General features: G+C 49.8%; 23 protein-coding genes and 1 pseudogene. 10 read left to right on the forward strand and 14 right to left on the reverse strand.

The window, feature by feature from the left end; translation table 11 throughout:
• Nucleotides 1-974: 974 nt before the first annotated feature.
• The 12 genes from QP860_RS09090 to QP860_RS09145 form a co-directional block, all read right to left on the reverse strand.
• The gene (locus QP860_RS09090; protein ID WP_284912602.1) at nt 975-1589 is read right to left on the reverse strand and encodes an ABC-2 transporter permease; all 615 of its coding nucleotides are present in this window, start codon (nt 1587-1589) and stop codon (nt 975-977) included.
• The gene (gene pmtA / locus QP860_RS09095) at nt 1590-2450 is read right to left on the reverse strand and encodes a phenol-soluble modulin export ABC transporter ATP-binding protein PmtA (protein ID WP_284912603.1); all 861 of its coding nucleotides are present in this window, start codon (nt 2448-2450) and stop codon (nt 1590-1592) included.
• A gap of 3 nt (nt 2451-2453) precedes the next feature.
• Nucleotides 2454-2825, reverse strand: a complete 372-nt coding sequence (locus QP860_RS09100; RefSeq protein WP_284912605.1) for a GntR family transcriptional regulator — start codon at nt 2823-2825, stop codon at nt 2454-2456.
• Between the two features lie 313 nt (nt 2826-3138).
• Nucleotides 3139-3957: a CHAP domain-containing protein gene (locus QP860_RS09105; protein WP_284912606.1), complete on the reverse strand. Its 819-nt coding sequence runs from the start codon at nt 3955-3957 to the stop codon at nt 3139-3141.
• On the reverse strand, nt 3932-4165 hold the full coding sequence (locus tag QP860_RS09110; protein ID WP_070619439.1) for a phage holin: 234 nt from the start codon (nt 4163-4165) through the stop codon (nt 3932-3934). The genes QP860_RS09105 and QP860_RS09110 overlap by 26 nt, the downstream gene beginning before the upstream one ends.
• Nucleotides 4156-4422, reverse strand: coding sequence for a hypothetical protein (locus QP860_RS09115; RefSeq protein WP_070619436.1), 267 nt, complete (start codon nt 4420-4422; stop codon nt 4156-4158). Before QP860_RS09115 ends, QP860_RS09110 begins: the two co-directional genes overlap by 10 nt.
• A 62-nt stretch (nt 4423-4484) precedes the next feature.
• Nucleotides 4485-4739 (reverse strand): DUF2922 domain-containing protein, encoded by a 255-nt coding sequence (locus tag QP860_RS09120; RefSeq protein WP_070619433.1) that lies wholly within the window; start codon nt 4737-4739, stop codon nt 4485-4487.
• A gap of 23 nt (nt 4740-4762) precedes the next feature.
• Nucleotides 4763-4960 (reverse strand): DUF1659 domain-containing protein, encoded by a 198-nt coding sequence (locus QP860_RS09125; RefSeq protein WP_070619431.1) that lies wholly within the window; start codon nt 4958-4960, stop codon nt 4763-4765.
• Nucleotides 4961-5028: 68 nt separating this feature from the next.
• Nucleotides 5029-5532: a sigma-70 family RNA polymerase sigma factor gene (locus tag QP860_RS09130; protein WP_070619428.1), complete on the reverse strand. Its 504-nt coding sequence runs from the start codon at nt 5530-5532 to the stop codon at nt 5029-5031.
• Between the two features lie 1109 nt (nt 5533-6641).
• Nucleotides 6642-7127 carry a hypothetical protein gene (locus QP860_RS09135; protein WP_070619422.1) on the reverse strand — a complete coding sequence of 162 codons (486 nt, stop codon included), beginning with the start codon at nt 7125-7127 and terminating at the stop codon, nt 6642-6644.
• A 226-nt stretch (nt 7128-7353) separates the two neighbouring features.
• Nucleotides 7354-7698, reverse strand: a complete 345-nt coding sequence (locus QP860_RS09140; protein WP_070619419.1) for a hypothetical protein — start codon at nt 7696-7698, stop codon at nt 7354-7356.
• A 62-nt stretch (nt 7699-7760) separates the two neighbouring features.
• On the reverse strand, nt 7761-8003 hold the full coding sequence (locus tag QP860_RS09145; RefSeq protein ID WP_284910154.1) for a helix-turn-helix domain-containing protein: 243 nt from the start codon (nt 8001-8003) through the stop codon (nt 7761-7763).
• 657 nt (nt 8004-8660) lie between these two features.
• On the opposite strand from QP860_RS09145, the gene QP860_RS09150 reads away from it, so the two are divergent.
• From QP860_RS09150 to QP860_RS09170, 5 genes are all read left to right on the forward strand, one after another.
• On the forward strand, nt 8661-9956 hold the full coding sequence (locus QP860_RS09150) for an LPXTG cell wall anchor domain-containing protein (protein ID WP_284912607.1): 1296 nt from the start codon (nt 8661-8663) through the stop codon (nt 9954-9956).
• A 180-nt stretch (nt 9957-10136) separates the two neighbouring features.
• The gene (locus QP860_RS09155; RefSeq protein ID WP_070619410.1) at nt 10137-11099 is read left to right on the forward strand and encodes a DUF5633 domain-containing protein; all 963 of its coding nucleotides are present in this window, start codon (nt 10137-10139) and stop codon (nt 11097-11099) included.
• A 272-nt stretch (nt 11100-11371) separates the two neighbouring features.
• Complete coding sequence (locus tag QP860_RS09160; RefSeq protein WP_070619406.1) at nt 11372-12232, forward strand: LPXTG cell wall anchor domain-containing protein; 861 nt, start codon at nt 11372-11374, stop codon at nt 12230-12232.
• A gap of 254 nt (nt 12233-12486) precedes the next feature.
• The gene (locus tag QP860_RS09165; protein WP_070619403.1) at nt 12487-12786 is read left to right on the forward strand and encodes an ArsR/SmtB family transcription factor; all 300 of its coding nucleotides are present in this window, start codon (nt 12487-12489) and stop codon (nt 12784-12786) included.
• 2 nt (nt 12787-12788) lie between these two features.
• Entirely contained in the window at nt 12789-15275 is a 2487-nt protein-coding gene (locus QP860_RS09170; protein ID WP_284912609.1) for an FAD-dependent oxidoreductase, read from the forward strand.
• 733 nt (nt 15276-16008) lie between these two features.
• On the opposite strand, the gene QP860_RS09175 is transcribed toward QP860_RS09170, so the two are convergent.
• Entirely contained in the window at nt 16009-16740 is a 732-nt protein-coding gene (locus QP860_RS09175) for a gamma-glutamyl-gamma-aminobutyrate hydrolase family protein (protein ID WP_070619396.1), read from the reverse strand.
• A gap of 143 nt (nt 16741-16883) precedes the next feature.
• Between QP860_RS09175 and rsmD the strand changes: the two are divergent.
• The 4 genes and pseudogenes from rsmD to holA all read left to right on the forward strand — a co-directional run.
• Nucleotides 16884-17447 (forward strand): annotated as a pseudogene (rsmD, locus tag QP860_RS09180) (16S rRNA (guanine(966)-N(2))-methyltransferase RsmD); the annotation flags it as partial.
• A 1051-nt stretch (nt 17448-18498) separates the two neighbouring features.
• Nucleotides 18499-19212: a helix-hairpin-helix domain-containing protein gene (locus QP860_RS09185; RefSeq protein WP_070619390.1), complete on the forward strand. Its 714-nt coding sequence runs from the start codon at nt 18499-18501 to the stop codon at nt 19210-19212.
• A 1-nt stretch (nt 19213) separates the two neighbouring features.
• Nucleotides 19214-21550 carry a DNA internalization-related competence protein ComEC/Rec2 gene (locus tag QP860_RS09190; protein ID WP_284912610.1) on the forward strand — a complete coding sequence of 779 codons (2337 nt, stop codon included), beginning with the start codon at nt 19214-19216 and terminating at the stop codon, nt 21548-21550.
• A gap of 3 nt (nt 21551-21553) precedes the next feature.
• Nucleotides 21554-22573: a DNA polymerase III subunit delta gene (holA, locus tag QP860_RS09195; RefSeq protein WP_070619387.1), complete on the forward strand. Its 1020-nt coding sequence runs from the start codon at nt 21554-21556 to the stop codon at nt 22571-22573.
• A gap of 843 nt (nt 22574-23416) precedes the next feature.
• Here the strand turns inward: holA and rpsT are convergent.
• Entirely contained in the window at nt 23417-23671 is a 255-nt protein-coding gene (rpsT, locus tag QP860_RS09200) for a 30S ribosomal protein S20 (RefSeq protein WP_070619377.1), read from the reverse strand.
• Between the two features lie 184 nt (nt 23672-23855).
• On the opposite strand from rpsT, the gene uvrB reads away from it, so the two are divergent.
• Complete coding sequence (gene uvrB / locus QP860_RS09205; RefSeq protein ID WP_070619459.1) at nt 23856-25853, forward strand: excinuclease ABC subunit UvrB; 1998 nt, start codon at nt 23856-23858, stop codon at nt 25851-25853.
• Nucleotides 25854-26089: the final 236 nt, after the last annotated feature.

A 26089-nucleotide genomic window follows, 5' to 3' on the forward strand; every position in this document is an offset into this window, starting at 1 on the left:
GGTATCTCGGAGAGTTAGCGCCAAATGAGAAGGGATATGTCGGTATCTCGGAGAGTTAGCGCCAAATGAGAAGGGATGTGTCGGTATCTTGGAGAGTTAGCGCCAAATGAGAAGGGATGTATCAGTATCTTGGAGAGTTAGCGCCAAATGAGAAGGGATGTGTCAGTATCTTGGAGAGTTAGCGCCAAATGAGAAGGGATATGTCGGTATCTTGGAGAGTTAGCGCCAAATGAGAAGGGATGTGTCGGTATCTCGGAGGCTTAGCGCCAAATGAGAAGGGATGTGTCGGTATCTTGGAGAGTTAGCGCCAAAAGTTGAGGGGATCTGTCCGTAACTCAGAGAGAAACGGACAAAGGAGGAGTGGATTTGTCCGTATCTCGAGCAGAAGCGGACAAAAGGGGGAATATGTATCTGCAAGTCGGGCAGAAACTGCAACAAGTCAAGGGTTAATGCAGTAATGGCTTGAGAAACTGTAATAAGTCAAGGGCTAATGCAGTAATGGCTTGAGAAACTGTAATAAGTCAAGGGCTAATGCAGTAATGGCTTGAGAAACTGCACCAAGTCAAGAGTAAATGCAGTAACTGCTTAAAAAGCTGCCATTTCTCAAGAGGAGAGGCAGTAAGTCGGTAAGAAACTGCCATTTCTCAAGAGAAGAGGCAGTAAGTCAGCAAGAAGCTGCCTCTTCTCAAAAGGAAAAGCTCTTTCTCGCGGAGAAAGAGCTTCATCATAGGGAAAACTAGGAAGTTCAGCATAAATAGAAAAGCCAGGCTGCTTCTCTTGTCCGTTTGAGGGGGGAGGCAGCCTGGCTTGTTATAAATTGGGTAATAATTATAGTAGGAATTGGTTCAAAATAGTAGGCCTGGCTTGTTGAAACGGCATAAGTCTGACCGACAATGCCGAATCCCAGCGCACCGCCAACTCCAAAAGCGACCACCTTGTCGCTTTTCAGATCAACAGGGATTTCCACACAGCCACTAGAGGTCTTTACGCTCATAAATCTTCACGGTCAGGATGAAGAGCGCGCTGGCTAGGATGAGGCAGACCAGGCTGGCGGATAGGACGAGGAGGGGGGGGTCGAGCGACTGGAGGTAGCTGATGAGCCCTTGGACGAAGGCACTGTTGAAGATGGTCCAGCCGAATGTGATTAAGAGGATGAAGAGGGCGATGCTGATATAGTTCATGAAGACGGGACCGAAGAGGGTATAGGTGAATTGGTAGCCGACAAGTAGGAAAACCGCAAGCAGGCCCAGCAAGAGAATTTCAGTCAGGCTGTTGGCTCTGTAGCCCGGGATCATGGCGTTCAAGATAATGAGCGGAAGGATGAGGGTGGCGACTTGCAGGAGGTGGGAGAGGATCTTGCCGGCGACCACTTCCCTCCGACTGACAGGCAGGGTCTGGATCAATTGGCGATAGGTCCGCTTGTCGTCAAGCCCATCCATGTTTCGGATATTGAAGAGGGCGAGCATAAGGCCGAGTGTTAGCGGGAACTGGCCATCTCCTACAATAAAGAGTACCAGAAGGCTCACCGCTAAAGATAAAAACAAGAGTTTGCGACCGATCAACCAATCTTTGACTAATAAGGCTTTCATTTATTGGCCTCCTTTCAAAGTATAAACCATGATTTCTTCCAGGGAGGCGGGTTCGATCAAAAGCTTGTCGCCGTAGAGTTCATGGAAAGTGTCCGCTTCTTGGGTCAGGCCGACAAAGCCAGCAGATGTTTCCTTGAGCCCCGCTAGCAAGGGCCGGGTGTCGGCATCGAGCAGGTCGCTAGCTCCCTTGACCAGGCGGAAGCGGTCGAGCAAGTCGTCTTTGGCCTCGTCCATGACAATCGTCCCGTCCTGGATCAAGACCACATAATCGGCAATCTTTTCCAAGTCAGTCGTGATGTGGCTGGAGAAGAAGACGGTCTTGTTCTGGTCTTGGATCAGGTCATAGAGCAGGTCGAGGATTTCCGAACGAACGAGGGGGTCTAGGCCGGATGTCGGTTCATCCAGGATAATCAAGTCCGCATGATGGCTCAAAGCCACCGCCAGTGACAATTTGACCTTCATCCCGGTCGATAAGTCCTTGACTTTCTTCCTTGGCGGCAGGCTAAAGTCCTGGCAGAGCTGACGAAATTTGCTCATGTCCCACTTGGAATAAAAGCCACCCACAACTTTGCCGATAGCTTCCACCGTCAAATTCTCGTAAAAAACATTCTCAGGATAGACAAAACCAATCCGGTCACGCGCCGTCTTGCCAGCCTCCTGGTGGTCCATCCCGAAGATTTTAATTGCACCAGCATCTAGCTTGACTAAATCCATAATCAGCCGGATAGTCGTCGACTTGCCCGCACCATTGGGGCCAATAAAGCCGGTGATATAACCTTTAGGGATTTGTAGATTCATCTGGTCAATGCGGAAGTCTCCCAGATGCTTGGAGACATTTTTCAGTTCAATGGCGTCAGTCATTCCTTATTCCTCCATTCTGTCTTGGATGCGTTGGGCCAGGTCCTGGGCACTGAGGCCGATACTCTTGGCCTTGGTTGCGATCTCCCCCAGGCCCTGGTCAATCTCAGCCAAGATCTTCGCTTCAATCTGGTCTGTATCTAAGTGGGCCACATAAGTCCCCTGGTAGGGCACCGTCATTAAAAAATTTTCCTGCTCGAGCTTCTCATAAGCCTTCTTGACCGTAATCACGCTCACTTCTAAGTCCTTGGCCAGCTGCCTGATTGAAGGCAACTGCTCTTCTTCCTGCAATTCTCCGGATAAGATGTTGCGCTTAAGCTCTTGGACAATCTGCTGGTATAAGGGCAGCTTGGAAAATTTGGATAGGGTGATGTTCATCAGCACAGCTCCTTTGTATCTAGTGTATACCCTTTATATACAGTGTATACTGTGAGGGAAGAGCTGTCAAGTTGGATTGGAGGATGTTATTGGCAGACAAAAAAGCCAGGCGGTCTCTCTAGTCCGCTTGGGGGTGGGAGAGCGTGCCTGGGTTTTACTATAATATAGTAGGAAGTCGTTCAAAAATTTGGAGATGAGTTTTTGAAACGGCATTAATACAGAAGATATTGCCGAATCCCAAGTCACCACCAGCTCCAAAAACGACCACGCGGTCGCTTTTGGAGCTGGATTTTGATTTATAATCGGACAAATTTTACGGACAAGCCACATCCTGCTCAAGCAACCAACCCAGGTAGACCCCTGGACTGGCCAAGAGATAGGCTTTCCGACTGCGGCTCTGCTTGACGGCCTTCTCACCAACTACCTTATAGGTCTTACCGAGTACCTTAGGATGGATGCGCTCACCAGTCTGCCAGTGGCTGGCGTGCTTGGCGATGGTGATCTCTCGAGCGTCACGCAACTTGACTAATTCATTGACAGCCTGCTGGACGGTCGATGGATTGTGGCCAGCCTTCCGGAGGCGGTATACTCTATCAGCCCCGTTGCCCCACTTGGCGTCTAGAACTTCTTTAGCGAGCTGGTAGTCCTTGTCAGTAGGCTTAACACTCGAACTATAGCGTGGCCTAGCGTAGCCCTTGATTCGCCAGTCATTCCACCTGAAGCGATTGCGGCGGACCATGTTCCCGGAATTGCCTTCAATCGTAGTGACTTGACCTCCAGAAACGTTCTCCACAAAGCCGATGTGGTCCGCAAAACCGGCCCCGTCCCAATCAAAAGTAATGATATCGCCTGGCTTGGGGTAGACCCGTCCTAACCAGATCCCGAGCTGGCTAAAACGATGGATATGGCGCTGGACGCCACACTCTCGGCCGATGAGGGAACTCGCTCCTACTTCATCACTGACCGCCGTCACAAAGGCATCGCACCAGTCGTCGGCATAGGTCATGGTGTAGCCGACTGGACGGGGAAGAACCGCATTGTAGCGGTCGATCAGTGCCTTGTGTGCACCCAACCACTGGCGGACGCCTATATACTTCCTGGCACAACTAAGGATGTCTTGGACGCTGACCATGCCCATCACCTCCCCCATAATAATGCTGGCTTGAAATCTGTAGGATGGTCCCCAAGAAGGCCGTGCCCAGGTTGATTAGCGTTACCCAGACATCAACAGCCTCCCAGTAGAGGACCTCACCAACCCCTTTTACTAAGACGGCTAGGGCGGGCAGGAAGATCAAGACCAACCACTTGGCCTTGTCGTAAGAATCATTATCTAAGAACATGTGACAACCTCCATTTCTTTGAGTCTTTCTTGAAACTTCTGAATGGCTTCTTGGTGGACCTTGATCTGGTAACTGTGGACACCAACTTCCTGGGCCAGTTCCTGACGAGCTTCCAGCTGGCGGTCCAGCGTTTCCTGAATACTATCGATCCGAGTGATGAGGTCATGGATGGCGGTAATCAGCCGAACCAAGCGCCGAATCAGCGTGACCAAGGTTAAGACCGCCCCTGCTAGACTTCCAATTTCGATAAGGGTCATCGCTCTTTCCTTTCTATAAAAATAGCCCCGCTGATCGTACAGCGAGGCCAGACTCGAGGGACTTAGGCTTGGGCGTCAGCTTCCCCAGCGACGTAGAGCTCATCCACCTGGCGGGTCACATAACGGGCCGATACGGCTTGGTCATAGACCAGGGTGCCCTCAGGTGTCACAAAGGCGTCTGCCCCAGCGATGGCTTCGATAGCGGTCTGGGCTTCTTCCGCACTGACATCCAGACGCGGCTTGGCAACAGTGATGCGGGTGGATTTTCCTAAACTATTCTTGAAGTTGAGTTCAAGATTTTGCGTGATTTCTGGCATGCTTTATTCCTCCTTCTAAGCTCTTAGGCAAACACATTGGTAACGACTTCGGCAACGGCGAAGATGTCGTAGGCGGACAGGCTGGCGTAGGCGTCTTTGACAGCGGTGGCCTCTTCCGTGGTTACGCCTTCCTTCAAGTTATTGATATGGATCTTCTTGTCTTTACCTGACTCCTGGTCAAAGCCGATGAGCTGCAGGCGGGCGCTTTCGAATACTTTCATTTTTGTTTCCTCCTTTTTTTGGCTGGGTCATGCATGACAGCCTAAGAACGAGAATCGGGCGATAAATGTCAAGGGCGGAGGATGTCGGCTAGGGGGAGGAGCTTCTCCCGGAGGCGCTTGACCCGGCAGTGGACGGCTTGGCGGGAGACGCCGTCAGTTTCTGCGATACTGGTGAGGGAATGGCCGGCCTGGAGCTGGCGAACGGTCTGGAATTCCTTGGGCGTGAGGATGGTCTTAGCCTGGGAGAGGAAGACCTGGACAGCCAGTGAATGTTGGCGCGGCGCTTCGTCTCGGAGGTAGTGGAGGCCTTCTAGGGAGCTTGTGTCCTGGGGCTTGCGGCGGAGGAGGTCCAGGCAGTACCAGGACAGGGCGCGTTTGAGATAGGCCGTGAAGCGGAAGCGGTCCTGGTCGAGCAGGTCACCGTCAAAAGATGCCGCCACCTTGAGAGCCTTGAGCCGGAGTTCCTGGAGCAGGTCGTCGTAGTCCGCGTGATGGGGCGCAATGGAGAAGTTGGCGAGCACATGGTGGAAGAGGGGCGTGAACTGGTTGAGAATGGCGGTTGAATTGGGCATGAGGGCTCCTTTCTTGGGTCGGTCAAATTGTAAAAAGTGATGGACTGCTGAGCATGCGTTTCGCTGTTGAAGTTGGTCCTTGAAAAGCCATGGCACCGGTTCGGGCCAAGGTCCCTCACCTAGCAAGCTTCAAAGTTAGAGTGCGACAAAAGTCGGTTAAGCCTGAACCACTGGAGCAAAATCTAGAAGAGCCTTGCTAAAGGCTCGCCTAGATTTTGTGAAGTGGAGTCAGGGTTGACTTTTGGAGCAGGTTTGGGCTAGTAACGGCTAACGCCGACTATCCCTAATTCACATCGCTTGCATTTTCATGGCTAAGGACCAACTTCAACGCTCCACTCCTGCTCAGAATGGCACTGCCTGATAACAATTTGACCTAGTCACTCAATGGAAAAAACAATGCTATTAAACTCTAACTCTATGATAAGGGGCTCCGCTGGTTTTTGCATTAGGTCTTTTTGCTCATATTTGCGTCGAAAGTGAGCATAAGGGTGTGAAGGCTAGCGGGAGAAATAGACCTCTAGAGCCAAAAGCCAGAGAAGGCCAAGAGCCTTCGACGGATTTTGGTGAAGAGGAGCTATTTCTGCTAGCCTGAGCCTGACTATAGGGTGTGAAGGCGCACGGGCAAGCCCCACTTGAGGAACTTGATTGTGTGTTAGATCCCATTAAGCCACACTCGGAGGGCCAGATTGTGTGCTGGACTTTGGCAAGCCACACTCGGAGGGCCAGACTGTGTGCTGGACTTTGGCAACCCTCACTGTCACTTCCTGAGTGTGGCTTGCTGTCGACAAAGCCCCACTCGAAGTCCTCGACTGTGTCTTGGACCAACTCCAATCGCTCAGTATTCCACCGGATCCCGATTTGCATTCACTCTCCTCGAAAACAATTAGCGGCTTCCGATTTGCCTGCAGGATCTCTGAAGACAATTAGCGGCTTCCGATTTGCACATAGGGTCTTCGAAGGCAAATAGCACTTCCCCATGTGCACGCAGGCCTTCCAGAAGCAATTCGCCTCCCCGGATTTTGACCTGTAAAAATTTCCAAATAAAAACAGGTTATCCTACCGATAACCTGCGCAATATATAATATCTATGTTTCATCAAGGAGACGGCTCTAGCCGAGTGACGGTCGAAAGTCTGTCGACGTATCCAAAGCCAGTTCCTTGGCGTAGGCGTAGATGGTCTCTGGGAAGCTGAGATCAAAGACCGCTTCCGACATGGCCCACAAGGCATAGAGCAAGTGGTTGAGGGGGTGGTAGATCAGGCCTTCGTTGCGGAGCCCCTTGACCAGGAGTCCGAGCTCGCGACTGACCGAGAGCTCCTCCACATAGCGGTAGGAGAGCTCGAGCTTGATTTGAGTCATACGAGACAAGGTGTAGAGCTGGACGAAGGCTTCCCCAATCCGCTTCTCGATAAGGGGGAGGTAGGTCGCCGTCTCCAGGTCATGGAAACATTCCACCAGGCCGAGCGCGAGTTCACTCGTCGTAGGATAGTCCGCCAGAATAATTTCTTCAAGATTTTCGATTTGCGTGATGGTTTGAGCCAAAAGTAAGCGTTCGATAAATTTTTCGCTGTCCACCAAGAAAAGATCTTCAATCATGTGGCCCTCCTTGTTTTAATTAATTGAATTAAATTGGTAACTCCGTATTTAATAGACTCCGTATTTAGTAACTCCGTAGTTAGTAACTAAGTACTTAGTAGCTTGCGATTCTCTACTGACTAGCTTTTCTACTTGTTGAAAATCAAGAAGTAGAGAATCAACAAGTAGATAATCAAGAAGTAGAGAATCTAGTGACTAGCTTTTCAAGATCAAGACCGACTCGCATTTACTGACCCAAACGGTAGAGGGGCCTTTCGAAGACGACGGTCTCCCAGTACTTAATCCGGCGGCCGGACCGATCGCGAATCGGATTACGTTCAATGTAACCCTGTTGAACCAGCTCTGCCCAGCCCTTGCGAAAAGAACTCGCCCCATCTGTGGCATGGGTTTCGATTTCCTTAAGCTTGATCACCCAATCGTCCGGCAGGGTGAGGAGGTAGGCGAGGATTCCCTTAGCCTTCCAAGAGAGGTCCGAGCGCCGGAGGAAGTCATTGTCCATAACCGTATAATTCTTGACCTTCTCAATCCGCACATAAGAAGTCTGGGGGCTGGGGCATATATGTTTAATCATCGAATGGTCTCCTTTGACTATAGGCTTTGCGTAAATTTTGAATCATTGCGGTCAGGTCGCACTTAGAGCACGTGCTCGCCCCGGCGACTGGTGATGGTGACAACCAGGTCCTCGGCATCTCCCAGGTAGATATAGTCCTTGTCCATCTGGTAGAGATAGCACATTGCTTCAAGAATGTGACAGGGCATCTGGCTGCTGTCCCGCTCATAGCGACGCAAGGTCTGGACGTGGATGCCACAATAATCAGCAACACTCTCTGCGGAAAGCCCGCTATTCACCCGGCAGGCCTTAATGGAAAATTTCATACGACTAAAAACCTCCATCTGATCATAAATTAATATTCAATTGTCAAAATAACAGAAAAATAATGCAAAAATGTTACACAAGTGAGGCCTCAAAATAAATATATCAAACCAGAAATTATTTTCAAGTCATAATAGGGGCAATGTATAAAAAATATAATTTGTGCTCACTTTTTGAGCATGGGGTGTTATTTAGGGGGAGGGACTCCAGTATCGTGTAATAGCTTAGTGAATGAACAATTTATGCTTTAAACATATGGCTAGCATTCCAAAAATGATGCTTATCGTACGGTTTAGGAGTATATTTCACTGGTTTGGGAGTCAAAAAGGTACAAAGGATTGCAAAAGTGAAGAAAAAGTGAAGATATAGTTGCATTTCTATCAGTAATGTATTACACTACAAAATATACATAAGATTGGTTTAACTGATATTATGGATTCCCCTTCGGACTGAAATCAGCAATATTAGTCATTCAAGATCTTATTCATAGTATAATTTATGAATTAATTATGAATTATTTTATGATTTAGTGTGACTAATGTGTTGGTTTACGTTATAATGGGGGTGTGTAGGGAGAGGAAGAATTCAGCTTTGAATTTCAACTCTACATGATGTAGTTGTTACTAAGCATTTTGACTAAGGTCAAGGAGGAATTATCTATGAAAGACTTGAAAAAAGTTTTATTAACATCAGTTGCTACTACTGCAGCTGCCGGTGCCTTCTTCGCAGCTAACGCTAACGTTGCACAAGCAGCAGAATTCAACGCAGCAGAAAATCCATTTGGTGATCCTAATGGAATTGGTAAATTAGTAGAAGCTCCTAAGGAAGAAACTAAGAAAGAAGAAGCTCCTAAGGAAGAAACTAAGAAAGAAGAAAAAGTTGAAATTCCAGCAGACGAAAAAGCTCCTTTAAGCAAAGAAGAAGCTCCATTTGCAGGCAAAGAAACTAAACAACCTGAATTCACAGATGCAGAAAACCCATTCGCTGGGCGTACGCAAGGTGAAGAATTCACTGATGCAGAAGCACCATTCAAGAACCGTCAAGAAGGTACTGAATTAAACTCTGCAGAAGATCCATTTGGCGCGACTAAAGTAAACAAAGAAGCACCAACTACTTCATATGAAAACGTACCACACTACTTCGATACCTTACAAGATGCTTTAGGCGCTTATCCTAACGCTAAACCAATGTACGACAACAAGACAGATAAGTACGTTGTTTACTCAGATAAGGGTCAATTAGTTAAATATGAATTCAAGACTGTTGAAGAAGCAGCAGATGCCTTCCCTAACTTAGACCCACTTGCTGAAAACGGTAAATACTATGTATATACTGACCAAGCACCTAAGTTAAAATATGTGTTCGATACTCGTGAAGAAGCATTCAACGCTTTCCAAGATATCGCACCAATGTTCGAAAACGGCAAATATGTTGTTTACACACAAGAATCACCAAAAGTTCGCTATGAGTTCAAGACTGTTGATGAAGCATTAGCTGCATTCCCAGGCTCAAACCCAATGGCTGACGGTGACATCTATGTTGTTTACACTAACATGAAACCTGTAGCTGGTACTGTTGCTGAAATCGTTCCAGGTAAAGTTGTTAAACCAACTGCATTAAATCCTGAAACTGGCAAGCCTTTAAACCAAGCTGCTGCAGCTCAACAAGATCCTAAGGCTGAAGGTGAAAAACCAGCAGACCAAAAAGATTCTAAAGTAGAAGGCCAAAAAGCTGGCGACAAGAAAGCTGCAGACAAAGTTGCTGCAGATAAGAAAGTAGCTGCTAAGAAAGCTGACGCAGTTAAAGCTAACAATAAGAAAGAAGCTGCTAAGAAAGCTAAATCTACCTTACCTAAGACTGGTGCGGTAGCTTCTGCAGCTCCTGCTGTATTAGGTTTAGCACTAGCTTCTGTTGGTACTGCATTCGCATTCGGTAAGAAGAAAGAAGATAAATAAGTTTCTTTCTAAAATTGAATAAGAAGCGAAACCACCCTAGCATTATATGATCGAACGAGATAGGCAATTGCTACGGTAATTGCCTTTTTTTCTCTTTTGCTGTTAAAATATAGACCGAGCTAGGTACTGGCAAGCCATATTTTCGGTCTTGCCGAAAAAATTAAAAGGAGGATGTCTATAATGAACTTCAAAAAAGTTTTATTAGGCTCTATTGCGACTACCGCTGCTGCGGGGACACTTTTTGCAAGTCAATTACAAGTTGCAGAAGCTGCAGCTTATGAAACACCAGTTGATGAAAATGGTAATGTTATTCTTGGAGGGGCTCCTGATGTTAACCCAGCTGATAAATCAGCAACACCAGGCGGATCCAACCAATTTGAATTATCATTAGATGAAAACGGTGTACCTACAACTGTTTCAAATAATCAAGAAGCTAAGCCTAAATCTGTTCAAGATCTTAAAGAACAAAATTTAAACGAAGGCTTTAAGACAAAAACAGAAGCAGAAGAAGCTGCTAAGAAAGTCCTTAAAGAAGATAAAGTGAACAAATCATTCACTGTTTCTCAAGGTGCAAATAGTAACTATTACTTCTCATTAAGCCCAAATGAACCTGCTAAGAAAGCGGACACTAAAGACAACCAAGCAAGTGTTGAAGCATTAAAAGAACAAAATGCAGGTGAAGGCTTCGCAACTAAGGCAGAAGCAGAAGAAGCTGCCAAGAAAGTTCTTGCAGAAGATGAAGTAAACAAATCATTCACTGTTTCTCAAGGGGCAAATAGTAATTACTATTTCGTCTTAAGCCCAAATGAAGCAGAAAAAGCTGGTCAAGAAGATAAGAAAGATAACAAATCTGAAGATAAGAAGGGTAATAAGTCCGAAGATAACAAATCTGGCGACAAGAAAAATACCAAAGGCGAAGACAAAGACAAAAAATCAGATAAAGAAGTTGCAGCTGATAAGAAAGTAGCGGCTAAGAAATCTGACGCCGTTAAAGCTAATGGTAAGAAAGAAGCGGCTAAAAAAGCAAAAACTACTTTACCTAAGACTGGTGCCGTAGCTTCTGCAGCTCCTGCTGTATTAGGCTTGGCTTTAGCTTCAGTTGGTACTGCCTTCGCATTCGGTAAGAAGAAAGAAGACAAATAAGTCTCTCCCTTTTAAGTCGAATGGCACTTAGCTAAATATGATCGAACGAGATAGGCAAGAGCTCAGGCTCTTGCCTTTTTGTGCAGCTATAAAGAAAAAAATGACAAGTGGATAAATAGTGTCAAATCAGGCTTTCCGGCAAATGTGAATTTTCTAAGAAGATTTTTCTTTTGCTGAGAATAGACAATGGGGTATGATTTGAGTTAGGTATAGACGGGCTTTTTTCCGATTTTACCGAATAAAAATTTTATCTTTCGAGAGGATGTCGAACTATGAACTTCAAAAAAGTTTTATTAACATCAGTCGCTACTACCGCTGCCGCAGGGGCATTATTTGCAACTAGCTTACAAGTTGCTGAGGCTGCTCCAGCTTACACTGCTCCAGTTGACAAAGACGGTAACATCATTCTTGGTGGCAACGCAGACGTTAACCCAGTAGATACTAACGCTGACAAACCAGCTGACAAGCCAGCAGATACTCCTGCAGACAAACCTGCTGCAACTCCTGATGCTTCAAACCAATTCAAAACATCTGTAGACGCTGATGGCGTTCCTACAAGTGTATCTGGTAAACCAGCTGTAGAACAAAAAGAAGAAGTTAAAGCTGAAGATCCTAACTATTCACCATACGAATATGAAGCAGAAACTAAAGAAAAAGCTATCGAAATTGGTCAAGCAATGTTAGACCGTTCTAAATTAGAAGGTACTGCATTAGCACAAGTTAACAACCATGTTGATGCTGTTCAAACTGCTTCAGGTAAATGGACCCCAACTTTCAGCTTCGTAGAAAAAGCTGCTAAAGAAGACAAAAAAGCAGAAGCTAAGAAAGAAGATAAGAAAGCAGATCCTAAGAAGGACGTTAAAGTAGAAGATAAAAAAGCTGCCGACAAGAAAGCTGCTGGCGCCAAAGCTGACGCTAAGAAAGCCGCTGACAAGAAAGCTGCTGACAAGAAGGTAGCTGCTAAGAAAGCTGACGCTGTTAAGGCTAACGGTAAGAAAGAAGCTGCTAAGAAAGCTAAATCTACCTTACCTAAGACTGGTGCCGTAGCTTCTGCAGCTCCTGCTGTATTAGGCTTAGCCTTAGCTTCTGTTGGTACTGCCTTCGCATTCGGTAAGAAAAAGGAAGACAAATAAGTCTTTCACTTTTAAGTCGAATGACACTTAATTAAATATGATCGAACGAGATAGGCAAGGGCTTGGGCTCTTGCCTTTTTTTGTGGATTGAGGAGGAAAAGGGGGAGTTGGAGCTCGGCGCCGGTAGCGATAGGCTCTGTTTGCAAGCTAGCACTAGTCAAATTTTCTAATCGATAGAAAAAAAATAGCTAAGTCTGTTGACAAGTATATTATGATATACTAATATACTAATATGCCCAGGAAGGAGAAAGCAAATGGAAGTAAAAACTGATGCCCATAAGGCTTATATGATCCAGAAAGCTCAATTAATCAAGGCTATGGCACATCCCATACGCTTGTGTGTCTTGGATGAGTTGATCCAGAATGGTGAGAAGAATGTTAGTCAGATCAATGATTGCATGGGGGTTAGCCAGTCTAATCTCTCTCAACATTTGTCTAAATTAAGAGACCTTGGAATTGTTGAGTCAACGAAGCTGGGCAACCAAATTTATTACCGTTGTGAACGGGAAGATGTTATTGCAATCGTGAATGTGATTATGAGAGGTGAAAGATAAGTATGAAAATTATTGTAGTTGGTGGTGTTGCGGGTGGCGCAACAGCTATTGCTAGATTGAGACGTTTAGATGAGAATGCGGAGATTATTCTCCTGGAGAAGGGCAAGTATGTGAGCTTTGCGAATTGCGGTCTGCCATATTATATTGGCGGTGCCATTGCCCAGCGCGATGCTTTATTCGTCTCCAGCAAGGAATCGATCGAAGAGAAGTACAATATTGATGTACGCACAGAGAATGAAGCGCCCCATATTGATAAAGACCGACAAATGCTTACGATCCTTGACCATCAAACTGGGGAAACTTATGAAGAATCTTATGATAAACTCTTATTATCAACAGGCTCTAATCCCTTCATTCCGCCGATTGAAGGCTTAGACCATGAGAATGTTTTCACGCTTTGGACGGTTCCGGATGTGGACAAAATTGATGCCTATATTGAGAAGGCAGCCCCCAAGCGCGCGCTGGTTGTTGGCGGTGGTTTTATCGGCCTAGAAATGGCAGAAAACCTCGTTGATCGCGGTTTAGAGGTGACTCTAGTAGAGATGGCTGACCAAGTGATGCCACCTCTCGATAAGGATATGGCTGTTCTTGTTGAGAATCATTTGAAAGAGAAAGGCATCCAGCTTGTTCTTGGCGAAGGCTTCGAAGGGCTGACTGCTGACGGCAAAGAAGCTAAGCTCCAATCAGGGCAAACGCTCGAAACGGACATGGTCCTCCTATCAATTGGCGTTCGTCCGAATAGCGAATTAGCTAAGGATGCCGGTCTCGACCTGAATGAGCGTGGCGGCATTCGTGTGGATGAATATGGTCAGACTTCAGATGCCAATATTTATGCTGTTGGGGATGCGGTTGGAGTTCGCGACTATGTCTTAGGCAATGAAAGCATGGTTCCTTTAGCTGGCCCCGCCAATAAGCAAGGCCGGTCTGTTGCTTCGAACATTTTAGGTTTAGAAGCCAAAGCTTATCCTGGCACCATGGGGACTTCCGTGGCTAAGGTCTTTGACTTAACCGTGGCTTCTGTCGGAGCTAATGAAAAGACCTTAAAGAAACAAGGCTGGACCTATGAGGAAGACTATTTCATCGCCTTAGTCCACCCTATGTCCCATGCCGGCTATTATCCTGGAGCGACCCCAATGACCCTTAAGCTTGTTTTTGCTAAGGATGGTAAGGTCTTAGGGGCTCAGGCGGTTGGTTTTGAAGGGGTCGATAAACGGATTGACACCATTGCAACCAGCATCCACTTCAAGGGGTCAGTTTATGACTTAGCCGACTTAGAATTGGCCTATGCCCCACCTTATTCTAGTGCTAAGGATCCGGTCAACTTCGCAGGTTATGTGGCAAGCAATATCTTGGAAGGGTTAACGGACCCGGTTCGTTTTGAAGAAGTGGCTGCCCATCCGGATGACTACACAGTGCTCGATGTCCGGGAAAATGTCGAACAGATAGCCGGTATGGTTGGCCAAGCCAAGTCCATGCCCCTGACCCAACTTCGGAATCGTCTAGATGAGCTTGATAAGGACAAACAGTACGCGGTCTACTGTGCGGTCGGCGTTCGTGGCTATATCTCAGAACGCATACTTAAGCAGAATGGCTTCAAGGTCCGCAATATAATTGGCGGTTATCGCACCTACCAAGACACCCAAGATGACGAGTCAGCTGATGATCAAGAGCGTAAGGGAGTTTCCCAAGAAGAGGCCGCTGACCAAGCTGAGGGGGTGGTTGACCCAAAGTCAGCCGCTGACCAGCATGTGGAGGTCCTCGATGTCTGTGGTCTCTCCTGCCCTGGGCCCATTGTCCAAGTCTCTTCTAAGATGGAAGCCCTCAAGGATGGCGATATTCTCGATGTCACAGCTACTGACCCCGGCTTTGCCAAGGATATCAAGTCTTGGGCCAATAATACGGGGCACACCTTGCTTGATTCAGGCTCTTCTAAGGGCCAGTACACGGCGAAGTTGCAGAAGAATGGTGCTAAGCTTGACCCAGTGGAAACGAGCTCAGCAAGCCCAGCCAATCCTGCCAAAAAAGAGAAGACCATGATCATCTTTGACGGTGACTTGGATAAGGCGATTGCTTCCTTTATCATCGCTACAGGGGCAGCTGCTATGGGCAACCAGGTCAATATGTTCTTCACCTTCTGGGGCTTATCTATCCTGCGTAAGGAAGATGCACCTAAGGTAGAGAAAGACTTCATGTCACGCATGTTCTCCAAGATGATGCCTTCCTCTTCTAAGAAACTGAAACTCTCACAAATGAACTTCGGCGGCGCGGGCGCCAAGATGATCCGTGGTGTCATGGATAAGAAGGGTGTGAGTTCCCTGGAAGAGTTGATCCAGCAAGCACAAGACATGGGCGTCAAACTCACCGCCTGCCAGATGTCCATGGATGTCATGGGATTAACCAAGGAAGAATTAATCGATGGCGTAGAAGTTGGCGGTGTTGCCTCGATGTTGGAAGACAACGACAATTCCAATATGAACCTCTTTATCTAGAATCTAGAAAAAGCAGGAAGCCCAGTTGAGGAACTGGGCCTCCTGTTTTTTTTGGATTGTGGGGGAGCTTTTGGTCCGGCGAGCCACAGTTTGGCGGTTTAATTGTGGATAGGGGTGTGCCAACCCCCACTTAGCGGCCAATATTGTGTGTTGGGGCTCCAGCTCTTGTCTTTTTTTGTGAATTTGGGTGGAAGGAGGGGGGCTTTGGCAGTGGTGGTGTACTTGCAAAGGAGGGGCTTATTCGCAAGTTGGTGGCGCTCTACTTGCAAACGGAGGGGTCCATTCGCAAGTTGGTGGCGCTCTACTTGCAAACGGCAGCCCCATTAGCAAGTAGCCCCAATCCTACTTGCAAACCCAGCTCACATTCGCAACTTGCCCATCTAAATCTCCCTTCCCCATAAGGAAAAAGCTAGCAAGGCAGGGCCGCCTTGCTAGCTTGTTAATCAGTAGATTTTATTTTGAATGCAGTCTGCTCGAATTTTTATTGATATCTTGGAAATAATCGCACAATAAGCATAGGTCTACTAATTATCTTCGAGCAGGAGTGGAGCTCGAGTTTGATCGTTAGCCATGACCAAGCAAACGAAGCGAATTAGGGAGAGTTGGCGCAAGCCTTACTCTCCGTTTGAGTCTCGTTAGGTGAGAGACCTTGGCTCGAGCCGGTGCCATGGCTCTTCAAGGGACAAATTCAAAAGTGCAACGCATGCTCGCAAGCAGCATTGGATGATCATTGTTATTTCTTCAGCTCTTTTATGGTATCAATAAAGCCCTTAAAGAAGTCTTCGGAGGGTCCGTGGGCGTGGTGCCATTCGGGGTGGAATTGGACGCCGACTGCGAAGTGGTCGTCGTCTTTGGCTTCGATGGCTTCGACGACGCCGTCTGGGCTCCAGGCGGTGGCTTGGAGGGCGTCGGCGACTTTTTTGACGCCTTGGTGGTGGTAGGAGTTGACCAGGTCGCCGTCGAAGTAGGATTGGCTGATCCAGGAGTTGGCCTTGACGCGGATGCTGTGGGTGGCGATGTTGGTGGCCGACTTTTGCACGTGCTGGATGCGGACGTCGGGGTTCTCGCTCAGGTCCTGGTAGAGGGACCCGCCCAGGCTGACATTCATGAGCTGCATGCCCCGGCAGACGCCAAGGATAGGCAGTTTGCGCTTCCAGGCTGAGTGGAAGACCGCCATCTCGAAGATATCCCGCTCATGGGAGATGTTCTGGAGCTTGAAGCCCGGTTCCTCGCCGTAGAGGTGGGGCGACAGGTCCTGGCCGCCCGTGAAGATGACGGCATCGACCAGGTCTAAGTAATATTCCGTTTCCGCTTTTTGGGTCAGGGGGAAGAAGATCGGCGTTCCACCAGCCTTGATCAAGCCCTTGGGAAAGCCCTCATGTGTATAAAAAATTGGCAGGCCGGTGTAGTGCTCGTCATCACTCGTCAGCCGGTTCATTGGGATGCCAATGATAGGTTTGGCCATGTAACGTCATCCTTTCCAAATGAAAAACAGTTGTGGCTTATTATATGATTAAATGAGCGAAAATTCAAGCTAGGCCGCTTTACGCCGGGGCGTTTTTCGGTTAGAATTTGAAGGAGACTGATTGATTCAAAAGGGGAAATTTTGACATGCGAGTGATTGCAGGGGAAATGGGTGGCCGACGACTCAAGGCGGTACCGGGCAAGAACACCCGTCCGACAACGGATAAGATCAAGGAATCTATGTTCAACCGCATCGGGCCATATTTCGATGGCGGAATTGGATTGGACTTCTACGCGGGATCGGGGGCCCTTGGTATCGAGGCCCTATCACGGGGGATCGAAAAGATCTATGCCTTCGAGAACAATCGCAAGGCCCAAGCGACCATCCGGGATAATGTGGAGACCCTCCGCCTGACCGACCGCTATGAACTCCTGCGCGAAGATAACCGGCGCGGACTCAAGAACCTGTTGGCTCGGGAAAAAGGCCTTCAGTTCGACCTGGTCCTCCTCGACCCACCCTACCAAGGCCAAAAGCTAGTTGAAATTCTGGAAGAATTCCAAGAGTTGGACTGCCTAGCCGACGATGCCATCGTCCTCTGCGAACTCGGCAAGGAAGACGACCTGCCGGAAGACATCGGTCACTTGGAGCGCTGGCAGGATGTCACCATGGGCATTACCCGGCTGGTCACTTACCGCTATAGGGGATAGGGTAGAAATAGATGAAAATGGATGGTGCTGATGAGCATCCGTTCCGCTTCGCTGCAAAATTAACGGGTTGAACGGTGAGCATGCGTTCCGATTCGAGTTTGATCGTTAAATCTTGAATGACCAAGAACGGCTTTCGCCGTTTTGTACTATATCCGTAAGTCGCTAACGCTCCAACGGCTATAGCAGCACCGGCTCGAGCCAAGGTCTCTCGCCTAACGAGACTTAAAGGGAGAGTAAGGCTTGCGCCAACTCTCCCTAATTCGCTTCGTTTGCTTATTCATGGCTAACGATCAAACTCGAGCTCCACTCCTGCTCACAAGTAATTAGGTTGAAACACTAATATTGCGTTATCCACAATAAAAGCTAATGCTTAGAGCTGAAAATAATTAGGTTGGGATCCCTGTCCCAGCTTTTTTTTTGCTGTCAACTATTCGAAGTTAGCAAGGCGCACGATTGAAAGTTTTGGCTTTGAGGGCCCTGGCTTTCAAACAAGGCACTCATTTAAAAGTAGCAGGCGGCGAGCTTTCAAACAAGCCTTTTGTTTACAAGTAGAATGTAGTTAACTTTCACACAGGCCCCTTGTTTAAAAGTAGGAGACGAGGAACTTTCAAACAAGGTCTTCGATTACAAGTAGCAAGCGGTGAACTTTCAAACAAAGCCTCTGTTTACAAGTAGCAGAGTTCCAAACTAAGAGAATTTCTGTTTTTCTTCTCCTTCTAAAAGAATCCATCATTGATTTTATTGCATAATATAAATAACTTTTAGCATTTCTGTTGTGAGCAGGAGTGGAGCGTTGAAGTTGGTCCTTAGCCATGAAAAGCAAGTAAAGCGAATTACGGAGCGTAGGCATTAGCCGTACGCTCCGTTTGAGATTTGCTAGGCGAGAGACCTTGGCTCGAGCCGGTGCCATGGCTCTTCAAGGACCAAATTCAACGGCGCAACGCATGCTCACCAGCACAACTTCCATTTACAGAAAAAGTTCTTTTAAAAGATTAAAATCACTTGATGAATTTCCCCCCTCCAACGTTTATATATCTATGAGGTGATTAAGATGTGGAATCGTTGGAAAGAGTTATCCCTGGAAGCTATCCTGCGCGACTATGGCCGCTACCTACTAGGCGGACTGCTCGGCATTTGCCTCTTGGGCTTTTTCCTGGGGCGTTTTTTGGCAGGCAATGAGGCGGCTGAAGTGGTGGAGGAAGTGCCGGTGGCGGAATCGGTCGATCTGGAGGCGGCCCAGGCAGCTTCCATTCCGGATGAATCGAACGCGGGGAGCTCACAAACGCCTGTCGAAGAAACCCTCTATGTGGACGTCAAGGGCGCAGTCAAGGAACCCAAGCTCTACCAGTTTGACGCTGGCATGCGGGTCTACGATGCGGTCATGCTGGCGGGCGGCTTCTTGCCCGAAGCGGACCAGGACCAGGTCAACTTCGCCCAGCGCCTGGAGGACCAGATGTTGGTCTATATCCCGCGCCAAGGAGAGGAAGTCCCGGATAACTTGAAGCTGGCGGTCCAGACAGGAGGGGGACAGTCCGGATCCAGCCAGGGGGACCAAGCTCAAACACCCGGCGACCAGGTCAACCTGAACACGGCAGACAGTGCCGAGCTCCAGACCCTGTCCGGGGTGGGGGAGAAGAAGGCGGCGGATATCATCGCCTACCGGGAAGCGAACGGCCCCTTCCAGACGGTGGACGATCTCTCCCAAGTTTCCGGCATCGGCGAGAAGACCCTGGACAAGCTCCGCCCCCACTTGACGGTGGACTAGGATGCTGGACCAGTTAAAATCCTACCATATTGTTAGCTGGGCCCTGGTTGTTTTACTGGCAGCCTGCCTGGTCCTAGCCCCCTCGCTTTGGTCCGGTGGGGGCCTGGTCATCCTGGTGCTTCGACTATTCTATTTAAAAGAGCCCCGCTATTTTCGAAGGACTCTGGTCCTAGTCGGGATCTGCCTGGCCTACTTTTCCTGGATACGGGCTGGTCAGTCTTCCCTCTTGGCGGCGGGGGATTTTGAAGGGGCCCTGGCCATGGACTTGGCGACCCTACAGGTGGATGGGGACCAGGCCAAATTCCAGGGCGATTTGGTCTTAGAAGAGGGACAGACCGAGCGGATCCAGGCCTTTTACCGCTTGGGATCAGAAGAGGAGAAGGCGACTTTTGAGGGCTTGGACCAGGCCCTGACTTGGCAGGTCAGGGGCGAACTCAGCCGGTCCCAGCCCAACCGCAACCGCTATCTCTTTAACTACCGGGCTTATTTAGAGCGCCAGAGGATTTTTTACCTGGTGGACCTGGAAGCTATGCGGCCCGTTTCCGTCCAGGGGGGATGGCGGGCACGTCTGGCTGAGACCCAGGTCGGAGTCCGCCAAGCTTTAGCCCGGTTGGCCAATGACCAGGTCCGGGCCTATGTCCTGGCCCTGTTTTTTAACGACAGCCAGTGGATCGACCCGGGGGCCATGGACTCCTATCAGACCATCGGCATGATCCACCTCTTTTCTCTGAGTGGTTTCCATGTGAACTTCCTCCTCAAGCACTGCCGCTATGTCTACCTCCGCCTGGGCGGCCTGGTCGATTATTTTGACGGCCTGGCCCTGGTCCTCCTCCTGGTCTACGGGACGCTTTTGGCCTGGCCTTATGGGATGGTCCGGGCCATCGGAGTCTACCTCTACCAGGTCCTCTGCCGGGCTTTGGGACGTCCGCCGTCTAGCCTGGAGGGAACGGCCTGGGCCCTCATCATTTTGCTTTGGCTCAAGCCCTTTGCCCTCTTCTCCCTGGGCTTCCAGCTGTCTTTTGCCCTGGCTACGACCCTCCTTCTTTTGGATGGGGGGATCCGCCGGCTAACTTCCCGACCGATTCTCCGCGAGCTGGCCCGGTCTCTGGCCTGCTCCCTGGTCAGCCTGCCCTTCCTCCTGGCCCAGAACCATGTCTTTTCCTGGCTCTCGCTTGTAGTGAATTACTTCTACAGTCTTCTCTTTTCAAGTTTTCTCATCCCAATCCTCCTCATCCTCCTGGTCCTGCATGCCCTGGGTCTGGCCAATTTCTTCCTCGGCTTCCAGACGCTCCTGGGCCAGTCCCTCCATCTCCTTGAAAAAATCTCCCTGGCCCTGAGCCAGTGGCAGGGGCTGACCTGGGTTACTGGCCACTTGCCAGCCTGGCTACTTTTTCTCTACGGTCTGGCCCTGGTTGCCGTATTTGCTTGTCTTCAAGAAGGCCAGGTCAGGCGCAAGGCCGGCCTCTCTTTATTGAGCCTGCTCTTAGTCATCTACCTCTGGCCCAATCTCAAGGTCCAGGGACAGGTGTCGGCGCTGGCGATCGGTCAGGGCGACTGCCTATTAATTCGCCTGCCTTTTAACCGGGGCAATTACCTGATCGATGCGGGTAGTCAGCCTAATTTCTTCGACCGCGAGCCCTGGCAGGTCCGCCGCAAGACGTCTACGGTAGCCAGTCGGGACATCCTGCCAGCGCTCCGGGCGGAAGGGGTCCGCCACTTGGACGGGATCTTTATCAGCCACTCTGACTATGACCACTATGGGTCCTTGGCGGAGATTTGTGAGAAGATACCGGTGGATAAGCTCTACCTACCGATTGGCCTGGCCCAGGATGAGGCGATCTTGGCGGATTGGCAGGGTTTGACCCGGCAAGGTTGGGTCTGGCTGCGGGGCGGCGACCGGCTTCGACTGGGACGCCAGGCGACTTTTGACATCATCCAGCCCGACCAGTTAGGGGAGGGGGACAATGAAGATTCCCTGGTCATCTGGGCGGAGCTCTACGGGCATTCCTTTCTTTTCACCGGAGACACAGAAGGCCAGGCGGAGGAAGCCATGGCCCAGCGTGTCCAGGGGCGGGACCTGGACTATCTCAAGGTCGCCCACCATGGCTCGGACCATTCCTCGCCAGCTGAAGTCTTAGCTGGCTTGCAGCCCCGGCATGCGGTGATTTCGGTGGGCCAGAACAACCGCTACGGCCATCCCAGCCCCCGGGTCCTGGCTGACTTGGAAGCGGTGGGGGCTCAGGTCTGGCGGACGGACCAAATGGGGGGCATCTACTATATTTTTAGCCCAAAATCCGCTACAATAGAAAGGACGATCCAATTAGAAGAAGGGGAATGACGCGTGGAAATTCAAAAACAGCTCCAAAAGATCAAAGCAGGCAAGTGGGACCCGGTCTACCTCCTGCTCGGCCAGGAAAATTATCTGGTGGACCGTTTTCGTGAAACCCTGGTTGACTCGGTCCTCGCTGGGGATGTCAATGCCTTTAACTTTGTCCACTTCGACCTCCAAGAACAGGCCCTGTCCGACGCCATGCTGGAAGCCAATACTATTTCCTTTTTCCAAGAGACGCGGATTATCTGGCTCAGCCACCCCAGCTTTTTGACCGGGGACAAGGGCAAGGGGGCGGTCAAGCAGGACCCGGACGAGCTCCTGGCCTACCTGGACCATCCCGCTGAAGAAGTGGTCCTCGTGATCGAGGCCCCCTATGAGAAGTTGGATAACCGCAAGAAGGTAGTGAAACAATTGAAGAAAGCGGCCAGCCTGGTGGATGTGGGCGAGATGAAACCCGACCAGGTGGCCCGCTATGTGGAGGGCTATATCTCCCAGCTGGACCAGGCCATGGACCGGGATGCCGTCAAGCTCTTCCTCGAGCGGACCAATTATAAGCTGAGCCGGACCATGGACGAGATGGCCAAGCTTCAGCTCTTCACAGCTGACGCGGACCGGATTACGGCCCAGGATGTCCGCCTCCTGGTAGAGCCCTCCATCGATGACGACATCTTTCATTTGACCGACTATCTGATGCGCGGCCAAGCCGATCCCGCACTCAGCCTCTACCGGCAACTGATCGCTGACAAGCAGTCGCCCATCGCCATCCTGGCCCTCCTCATGTCCAATTTCCGTTTATATTGCCAGATCAACCAGTTCCAGCGCATGGGCTACGACCAGGGCTCCATGGCCAAGGCTCTCTCTGCCCACCCCTACCGGATCAAGATGGCTGGCAAACAAGCCGCCGCCTACCCCGGCGACCGCCTGATCCAAGCCTACCTGGCCCTGGTCGACCTAGACTTTCGCATCAAAACCGGCCGCGTCGACCAAAACCTCGGCATCGAATGGTTCATCCTGCGCTTTTGTGGCTAATAATGAAAAACACCGCGCTAACTTTCTCGCTGGAGAGGAGAAAGTGAGTGCGGTGCTTTTTTTGATTTTTTGAGCTGCCAACCTGCGAATGAGGGTGGTGTTCGCAAGTAGCCTCGCGCCAACTTTCGAATGGAGGTGGTGTTAGCAAGTTGCCAATTTGCACTCAAGAGCCCTGAGAGCAGATAGCATCTCGTCAATTTGCGCTCGTAAGTCCCGAAAGCAGATAGCAGCTCACCAGTATACTCTTTGCACAACTACTAACAAAGTACCAAGCAAAAATCAGTTTGGGATTTGTCTTTGAGCAGGAGTGAAGCATTGAAGTTGGGCCTTAGCCATGAAAAAGCAAGCTTCAGGGTGAGAGGGCTAGCGGTAGAAATAGACCTCTGGAACAAAGAGACAGAGAAGACTGAAAGTCTTCGGCGGCTCTTTGTGAAGAGGAGCTATTTCTGCTAGCCTGAACCCGACTAGATGTGAATTAGGGATAGTAGACGCTAGTCGTACTAGCCCAAACCTGCTCCAAAAGTCAACCCTGACTCCACTTCACAAAATCTAGGCGAGCCTTTAGCAAGGCTCTTCTAGATTTTGCTCCAGTGGTTCAGGCTTAACCGACTTTTGTCGCACTCTAACTTTGAAGCTTGCTAGGTGAGGGACCTTGGCCGAACCGGTGCTATGCTTTAGCCGTTGGAGCGCAAGCGACTTACGGATAAAGTACAAGACGGCTTCAGCCGTGTTGATCCTTTAAACATTCAAGGCCCAAATTCAAAAGCGCAGCGCATGCTCACCAGCACAATCTCCAAATGAAAAAACTAGCTCATCGCGAGATCAGCTAGTTTCATCAAATCATTATTTGTTTAATTTTTTAGCGAGACGTGATTTTTCACGAGCTGCTTTGTTGCTGTGAATTAAGTTCTTGCCAGCTGCTTGGTCAAGTTCCTTAGAAGCTTGAACGAATAAGTCTTGGGCGTTGTCGGCACCAGCTTCAGCAGCTTGTTCGAATTTCTTCATCGCTGTACGCATCTTGCTTAATTTTTGACCGTTTTGAGCAGTACGTTTTTCTTCTTGGCGTACACGCTTGATTGCTGATTGAATTTGTGGCATGAGAGCACCTCTTTCTGTGATAGATTTCAAGTGATGAGTCACTAACAGAAATATTATATCGAATATTTTCACCAGATGCAAGGGGAAAAGAAATTTATCCTGGTCCGCTAAAGTGGCCCCACACAGCTTAAAATGATAGAATAGGGGGGAATGGAGTGGATCGTGCATGGATAATAAAACACAAATGTTGGATCAAAAATTTGACCTGGTGGCCCCCTATGAACCGAACGGGGACCAGCCGGAAGCTATCAAGCAACTAGTTGCCGGGGTGGAAAATGGCGACCAGGCCCAGGTGCTCTTAGGGGGGACAGGGACTGGGAAGACCTTCACCATGGCCAATGTGATTGCCCAGACCAACCGGCCCACCCTGGTTTTGGCCCACAATAAGACCCTGGCTGGCCAGCTCTACGGCGAATTGAAGGAATTCTTCCCCAACAATGCGGTGGAATATTTCGTTTCCTACTATGATTACTACCAGCCGGAAGCCTATGTGCCGTCGAGCGATTCCTATATCGAGAAGTCGGCCTCGGTCAACGATGAGATCGACAAGCTCCGCCACTCAGCCACCTCAGCCCTCTTGGAGCGGCGCGATGTGGTGATTGTGGCCTCGGTGTCTTGTATCTATGGTTTGGTGAATCCGGAAGAATACCGGGACCATGTGCTCTCTATCCGGGAGGGCCAGGAAATCGACCGCAATGACTTCATGCGCCAGCTGGTCGATATGCAGTTTGAGCGCAATGATTTTGACTTCCAGCGGGGGACCTTCCGGGTGCGCGGGGACGTGGTGGAGGTCTTCCTGGCCTCCCGCGATTCTTCGGCCATCCGGGTGGAGTTCTTCGGTGATGAGATCGACCGGATCCGTGAGGTGGATGTCTTGACCGGCGAAGTAAAAAATGATGTCAAGCACTATCCCATCTTCCCGGCGACCCACTTCGTCGCCAACCAGGAACAGATCCTCCGCGCTGTTCAGACCATTGAGGCAGAACTTGATGAGCGGCTCAAGGAATTGGAAGCGGACAATAAGCTCTTGGAGGCCCAGCGCCTGGAGCAGCGGACCCGCTATGATATTGAGATGCTCCTGGAGATGGGCTATTGTAATGGGATTGAGAACTATTCGCGTCACATGGACGGCCGGCAGCCGGGCGAGGCGCCCTATACCTTGCTGGACTTTTTCCCGGACGACTGGTTGCTCATGGTGGACGAGTCCCATATGACCATGCCCCAGGTGCGCGGGATGTACAATGGGGACCGGGCCCGCAAGCAGCAACTGATTGACTACGGCTTCCGCCTGCCGAGCGCCCTCGATAACCGGCCCCTCAAGCTGGAGGAATTCGAGAAGAAGGTCAACCAGGCCATCTATGTGTCCGCGACACCGGGCGACTATGAAGTGGACCTGGCGGATGGTGAAGTGGTCGAACAGATCATCCGCCCCACCGGCCTCCTCGATCCCCAAGTTGAAGTCCGTCCGATCAAGGGGCAGATCGACGACTTGGTCAGCGAAATCAACGAGCGGGTGGAAAGAGAAGAGCGCGTCTTTATCACGACCCTGACCAAGCAGATGTCCGAAGACTTGACCGATTACTTAGAAGAAATCGGCATCCGGGTCAAGTACCTCCACTCGGATATCAAGACCCTGGAGCGGACGGAGATTATCCGCGACCTGCGCCTGGGTGTCTTCGATGTCCTGGTCGGGATCAACCTCTTGCGGGAGGGGATCGACGTGCCGGAAGTCTCCCTGGTGGCCATCCTGGACGCGGACAAGGAAGGCTTCCTGCGTAACGAGCGCTCGCTTATCCAGACAATTGGTCGGGCGGCGCGGAACAGCTCGGGGCATGTGATCATGTACGCCGACCACATCACCGGTTCCATGCGCTATGCCATGGATGAAACAGCTCGCCGACGGAAAATCCAGCAGGCCTACAACAAGGAACATGGGATCACCCCACAAACCATCAAGAAGGACATCCACGATTCCATCCGCATTACCTCGGACGTCAACCTGGCCGAAGAATCCGAATCCCTCACCGAAAGCATCCGCGCCCTCAAGCGCAATGAGAAAGAAGAAGCCCTCCACAACCTGGAAATGGAAATGCGCCAGGCAGCCAAGGACCTGGAGTTCGAACGCGCCGCCGAGCTGCGTGATGTTTTGATGGAATTGAAGGCGGAGTTTAAGATTAAATAAGGGTGTGAGCAAAGGCGTTTAGAAGCTTACCACTGGAGCACGAACGAAAAAGGGCAAGCTCTGCTTGCACGTTTCGATCGTGTGAAGTGGAGAAGCTTCTGCCTTTGCGAACCCGACTAGACAGGGTGTGAGCAAAGGTGTTTAGAAGCTTACCACTGAAGCACGAACGAAAAAGGGCAAGCTCTGCTTGCACGTTTCGATCGTGTGAAGTGGAGAAGCTTCTGCCTTTGCGAACC

The organism is Aerococcus sp. UMB1112A (assembly GCF_030230715.1).
Classification (GTDB): domain Bacteria; phylum Bacillota; class Bacilli; order Lactobacillales; family Aerococcaceae; genus Aerococcus.